Below are 6,058 nucleotides of genomic sequence, written 5' to 3'. Positions count from 1 at the left end.
AGGCCGAGTCGGGCATCCTCGACGGCGTCGAGTGGGTCGGCGACGGCCCGATGGTCGAGCGGATGTGGACGAAGCCGGCCATCACCGTCACCGGCTTCGACGCGCCCAAGGTCGCCGGCGCCTCGAACACGCTGAGCCCGGTCGCGCGAGCCCGGGTCACGATCCGCATCGCCCCCGGCGACACCTCGGCGAACGCGGTCGCGCGGCTCGAGGAGCACCTGCGTGAGCACACCCCGTGGGGCGCCCAGGTCACCACCACGGTCGTCGACACGGGCGAGCCGATCGCGCTGGAGGCCACGGGCCCGGCGTACGACGCCGCGCGCGCCGCGTTCACCGAGGCGTGGGACGGCACCGCGCCGATCGACATGGGCGTCGGCGGGTCGATCCCCTTCATCGCCGAGTTCCTCGACGCGTTCCCGAGCGCGAGCGTGCTGGTGACCGGCGTCGAGGACCCCGACACGCGTGCGCACGGCGCGAACGAGGGCCTTCACCTCGCGGAGTTCGCCAAGGTCGTCCTCGCCGAGGCGCTGCTGCTCCGCAACCTGGGCGCCTGACCAGGGGCCCTCAGAAGGCCGGCAGGAACACCCGGAAGGTGCTGCCGCGTCCGACCTCCGACTCCACGTCGATGCGACCCCCGTGGTGGGCCACGATCCGGTCCACGATGGCGAGGCCGAGGCCCGTGCCGGGCTGACGCCTCGCCACCGGGTCGGCCGAGCGGAAGAACTCCGTGAAGATCCGCTCCTGGTCGGCCGCCGAGATGCCGATGCCCTCGTCGGTGACGATCAGCTCGGCGTGGTCGCCGCGGTCCCGGAGCGAGACCACGACGGTGCCCCCGGCCGGGGAGTACTTGAGCGCGTTGCCGACCAGGTTCACGACGATCCGCTCCAGACCCTGGGGGTCGGCCGGCACCACCACGGGCGCGTCGGGCAGGTCGGTCCTCACGTCGAGGACCTCCGGCCGGGCCGCCGACTCGGCGGCGAGCTGCACGCCGGAGACGACGTACGGCGCCATGTCGACCGGCTGCCGCGCGGGCAGGCGCGGGTCGCTGGCCGCGGCGAGCAGCAGCAGGTCGTCGACGATCCGCGCGATCCGGTCGACGCCACGGCCCATCGCGTCGAGCGAGGGCGCCGCGTGGGCGTCGTCCGCGACCAGCTCCGACGTCAGGTCGAGGTTGGCGCGGATGATGGCGATCGGCGTCTTGAGCTCGTGGGCGACCGTCGCGATCAGACGCCCCTTGTAGTCGTCGAGCGCACGCAGCTCCCCGACCGCCTCCCGCTCGAGCCGCAGCGCCCTCTGGACGCTGACCAGCCGGCCCAGGTCACGGCCGATCTCCTGGGCGGCCTGGCACTCGGCCTCGGTCCAGCGCGGGCCGTCCTGGGCGCGGTAGAACGCGATCGCGCCCAGGCACGTCTCGCCGGCCCCGAGCGGCACGAACAGGATCGAGTCGAAGCCGGCCTCGCGCAGCAGGGCCCGGATCAGCGCGAGCTCGTCGGCGGGTCCGTCGAAGTTCATGACCTGGTCGTGCGAGGCGAGGGCGACCAGCTGGTGGCGCCAGAGCGACTCGGCCGTGCGACGGGAGATCCGGTAGAGCTCCGGGTCGAACCGGCCGAGCAGCTCGGACGTCTCGGCCAGGATGCGCCGGTCGCCGCCCTCGAACACGCTGGCGCGCAGGCCCGCGAGGTCGAAGGCCGCGATCAGCTCGTCGGTCACCTCGGCCAGGATCCCCTCCGGCGAGTCGCCGTCCGCCGCGCGGCTGAGCAGCCGGCGCGCGGCCATCGCCAGCCGCTGCCGCTCTGCGAGCTCCTCGCGCTCGAGCGCGGTGAGGAGCATGCGGCTGGCCTGCGCGGCGTACCGCTCGAGGGACGCGCGGCGGTCGGGCGGTGGCAGCAGACCGTCGGTCGGCGCGTCCATCGAGACGAGGCCGCGCAGGCGCCCGGTCGCGTCGCGCACCGGCGCCAGGAGCAGGTCGTACGGGTGCCACTGGGTGCCGACGTACGGCGTCGCGACCCGCCAGCCGAGCTCCGGAATGCTCGACCGGTCGTGCGGGATGTAGCGCAGCTGGCCCCATTCCTCGGCGACCGGCAGCAGGGTGTCCTCGAGCAGCGAGACCGGGAACGGGCTGTCCAGGATCGCCGACGCGTCGCGCTGGTTGCCGTCGGCGTCGAGGAGGCTCTCGGCGCCCGCCACGGCGATCGGGACGACCTGGTCGTCGCGCACCACCGAGATGGCGACGGCGCCGAAGCCGCCGAAGGTGCACAGGCTCTCGGCGGCAAGGCGGAGCGACTCGCCCATGGCGGCCTCGGACCAGTCGCTGGCGCTCCAGGGCAGCGGTCCGGGGTGGGTGTGTTCCATCAGGCGTTCCGTGTCGGCGGCAGTGGAGCCCAAGAGTAAAGCCGCGGACGCGTCCGCGGACCGGAACGACCGACCAGCGGTCGCGGGATCACGTGGCTCCGGGCGCGCCCGGGAGGAGGACACGGAACGTCGTGCCCGTGCCGACGTACGACTCGACCTCGATCCGGCCGCGGTGCCGTCGCACGATGCGGTCGACGATCGCGAGTCCGAGGCCGGTGCCCGGCTGCGCGAGCGCCTGCGGGTCGGTCCCGCGCTGGAAGTCACCGAAGAGTCGTGCCCGGTCGTGGTCCGAGATGCCGATGCCCTCGTCGGCCACGACGAGCTCGACCTCGGTGCCCGACCGGACGACGCTGACGCTGACGGCGCCCCGGGGGCGGCTGTACTTCACGGCGTTGCTGACCAGGTTGCCGGCGACCGCGCTCAGCTCGACGGCGTCGCCGATCGTCGTCGCCGGCTCGCAGCTGACGTCGATCACGATGGAGCGCAGCTCGGCCACCGGTCGCTGCAGGTCGACGACCTCGCGCACGATCGCGGCCATGTCGACGTGCGCGGACGCCGGCTCCCGGCCGGGCTCGTCGAGCCGGGCGAGCAGGAGCAGCTCGTGGACCAGGCCCGACATCCGCCGGGCGCCGCGCTCCACCGCTGCCACACCGCGGCGCAGGTCGTCCTCGTCGTCGGTCATCCCGATCAGCTCGGCGTTGCTGAGGATGCTCGTGATCGGTGTCTTCAGCTCGTGGGAGATCGTGGCCATCAGCCCGCGCTTGAACGTGTCCAGCTCGCGCAGCTCGCGGACCAGCTGCTGCTCGGCGATCAGCCGGCCCAGGTCGCGCCCGACGTCCTGCGCGACGCGACGCTCCTCCGGGGACCACGCGGGCCCTCCCGCGGCCCGCGAGAACGCGAGCGAGCCCAGGCAGGTCTGCCCCGCGCCCATCGGCACGAGCAGCACCGACTCCAGGCTCTCCCGATCCAGGTACGCCCGCACGTGGGCGTGGTCATCCGGCGTGCCGTTGCGCCCCTGTGACGGCGAGCGCCCGATCACGGTGACCCGCTGCGTCCGCCACAGCTCGGGGGAGACCTCGCGATCGATGCGGGCGACGTGCGCGGAGAGCCCGTCGTCCGGCTCGGCGTCGGAGTCGAAGACCGTCGCCCGGAGGTCGGAGAGGCCGAACCCGGCCACCAGGCTGGGGGTGGCCTCGGCGAAGGCCTCCTTCGGCGACGACGTGGCGGCTGCCTGGCGCAGCGCCTCGCGAGCGACGTCGAGGAGCCGCAGCCGCTCCGCCAGCTCCTCGCGCTCGATCGCCGTCACCAGGATGCGCGCCGCCCGAGCGACGTACCGGTCCAGCAGCGGGCGACGGTCCGGCGGCGGCAGGCGGCCCCCCAGCGGGCCGTCGAGGGAGATCAGGCCGCGCAGCCGGCCGTTGTCGTCGTGCACGGGCGCGAGCAGCATGTCGTCGGGGTGCCACTCGGTGTCGACGTACTCCCGATCGACGCGCCAGCCCACGTGCGACACGTCGGTCCGGTCGTGCGGCAGGTGGTGCAGGAGGCCCCACGGGTCGGCGTTCGGCAGCAGCAGGTCCCTCAGGACGCTCACGGGCTGCGACTTGCCCAGCACGTCGCCGACGTCCATCGACCGGCCGCTGTGGTCCAGCACGCGCTCGGCCCCGGCGACGGCGACAGTGACGATCTGGTCGTCGCGCACGACGCTGATGGCGGCGGCCCCGAAGCCGCCGAAGGCGCACAGGCTCTCGGCAGCGAGCTGGAGGGACTCCGCCATGGTGGCGTCGTCCCAGTCGCTGGCGCTGCGCGAGGGCACGTCGCTGGGACGCTCGAGAGGGTCGTCAGGCATCGGAGGGAGCAGGTAGGGGAAAAGGACCTCCAGCGTACGTGGCGGTCGCGATCAGACGCTGGTCGTCGGCGTCACGCCCGTCGTCGGGAGGTGGACCAGGAAGGTGGTGCCTCCCCGAAGGGTCGACGTGACCTCGGCGCGGCCGCCGTGGCGGCGCAGGATGCGGTCGACGATCGCCAGCCCGAGGCCGCTTCCGGGTCGGGCCAGCGCGTCGGGGTCCTGGGAGCGGAAGAAGTCACTGAAGAGGCGCTCCTGGTCCTCCGCCGAGATGCCGATCCCGTGGTCGACGACGGCCACCTCGACGGCGTCCCGGCCGGTGGACACGGTCACCTCGACCGAGCTGCCGTCGTCGCTGAACTTGATGCCGTTCCCGATCATGTTCGCGAGCATCGTGCGCAGCTCCCCGGCATCGCCCCTGACCACGACCGGCTCCGCCGGCGTCGTGACGCGCAGGGTCACCCCGTGCTGGCCCATGTCGGCGCCGTACGCCGCCTCGACCTCGTCGAGCAGCAGGCGCAGGTCGACGTCGCGCTCGACGTGGGGCGTGTCCGGGTCGGCCAGCTTGGACAGCAGCAGCAGGTTGTCGACGACGCCACTCATCCGGCGGGCGTTCGCGTCGACGTCCGCCAGGTGGCCGAGCGCCGGGTCGTCCGCCTCGATCTCGGACTCGAGGAGGTCGCGGTTGGCCAGCAGGACGGTGAGCGGGTTCTTCAGCTCGTGCGAGATCGTCGCGATCAGGTGGCGCTTGCGCGCGTCCAGCTCGCGCAGCTCGCGGACGAGCTCCTGCATCCGCGAGTAGGTCCGGCCGTTGCGGATGATCCGGCCCAGGTCGCGACCCACCTCGGCCGCCTGGTCGAGCTCGGCGGCCGACCAGTCCGGCTGCCCGAGGTCGCGGCCCAGGATGAGCGAGCCGAGGCACTCGCTGCCGGCGCCGATGGGCGCGTGCAGCACCGAGCTGAGCTCGCCGTCGGTCAGCACCTGTCGTACGGCGTCTACCTGGGCCCGGTCGAGGACGGCGTTGCGTGCTCGCCCGTCGTCGTACACGATCGCCGCCTGCTGCCGCTGCCACAGCTCCCCGGCGGCCTCGGCCACCGCGAGCGCGATCGCCTCGGTCGGCACGCCGGGCGCCATCTGTGGGCGACTCCCCGTCAGGACGGTCTCCCCGGAGCCGTGGACCCGCAGCCACAGGCCGGAGGCGGCGAACGCCTCGAGGAACGCGGGCCCGGTCTCGTCGAGCAGTGCGTCGAGCGCGAGGTGGCGCGAGGCGGTGCGCACCAGCTGCCGGGTGCCCTCGGCGAGCTGCAGGCGTCGCTCGAGCGCCTCCCGCTCCAGCACCGACAGCACGACCTTGGCGGCCTCGTCGGCGTACTTGTCCATCACCCGCCGCTGGGCGGCGTCGGGGTAGCGGCCGGTGACCGGGTCGTCGACCGAGATGACGCCGACGAGCCTGCCGGCGGCGTCGTGGATCGGGGCGATCGCTCCGTCGTTGGGGTGCCAGGCGTCCTCGCCGCTGACGACCGCCGCCTCGCGCACCCAGATCCAGTTGGCCGCCGGCGCCCGGCCGTGCGGGACGAACTTGAACCGCCCCCAGTCCTCGGCGACGTCCAGCAGCCCCTGGAGCCAGGTGGCCGGCCAGCGCGCGCCGAGCATGTCGTCGCGCTGGTCCTCGGTGCCGTCGGGACGGTGCGCGAAGTCGGCGCCCGCGACGGCGACGACGACGAGGTCGTCGCCGCGCCGCACGCTGATCACCGCCATGCCGAACCCGACCAGCTCGGTGAGGCCCTCGGCGATGATCTGGAGGGCGTCCTGGAAGGCCTGCTCGGACCAGGTGGGCGTCGCGACGGTGCTCGTGGACATCGC

At 73.7% G+C, this 6,058-nt stretch carries 4 protein-coding genes; 1 reads left to right on the top strand and 3 read right to left on the bottom strand.

From position 1 onward, the window contains the following. Positions 1 to 554 (top strand): peptidase dimerization domain-containing protein (locus ABD205_RS00980; RefSeq protein WP_344041476.1); only part of this gene is annotated, 554 nt, incomplete at its 5' end. A 10-nt stretch (positions 555 to 564) separates the two neighbouring features. Here ABD205_RS00980 and ABD205_RS00975 read toward each other — a convergent pair. The 3 genes from ABD205_RS00975 to ABD205_RS00965 form a co-directional block, all read right to left on the bottom strand. Next, a complete protein-coding gene (locus tag ABD205_RS00975) occupies positions 565 to 2,352 on the bottom strand; it encodes a sensor histidine kinase (RefSeq protein WP_344041474.1) in 1,788 nt (595 codons plus the stop codon). Positions 2,353 to 2,440: 88 nt separating this feature from the next. Continuing rightward, a complete protein-coding gene (locus tag ABD205_RS00970; RefSeq protein ID WP_344041472.1) occupies positions 2,441 to 4,198 on the bottom strand; it encodes a sensor histidine kinase in 1,758 nt (585 codons plus the stop codon). Between the two features lie 51 nt (positions 4,199 to 4,249). Continuing rightward, positions 4,250 to 6,055 carry a sensor histidine kinase gene (locus ABD205_RS00965; protein ID WP_344041470.1) on the bottom strand — a complete coding sequence of 602 codons (1,806 nt, stop codon included), beginning with the start codon at positions 6,053 to 6,055 and terminating at the stop codon, positions 4,250 to 4,252. Positions 6,056 to 6,058 lie beyond the last annotated feature (3 nt).

Origin of the sequence: Nocardioides panacihumi, from assembly GCF_039530925.1 — a bacterium.
In the GTDB taxonomy this organism is placed as follows: domain Bacteria; phylum Actinomycetota; class Actinomycetes; order Propionibacteriales; family Nocardioidaceae; genus Nocardioides; species Nocardioides panacihumi.
This window is presented reverse-complemented; position numbering and strand designations above follow the sequence as displayed.

What these genes read in the sequence shown, in the direction of transcription:
- ABD205_RS00975 (WP_344041474.1), bottom strand. Translation starts at nt 2,352, where the DNA reads ATGGAACACACCCACCCCGGACCGCTGCCCTGGAGCGCCAGCGACTGG.
- ABD205_RS00970 (WP_344041472.1), bottom strand. Translation starts at nt 4,198, where the DNA reads ATGCCTGACGACCCTCTCGAGCGTCCCAGCGACGTGCCCTCGCGCAGC.
- ABD205_RS00965 (WP_344041470.1), bottom strand. Translation starts at nt 6,055, where the DNA reads ATGTCCACGAGCACCGTCGCGACGCCCACCTGGTCCGAGCAGGCCTTC.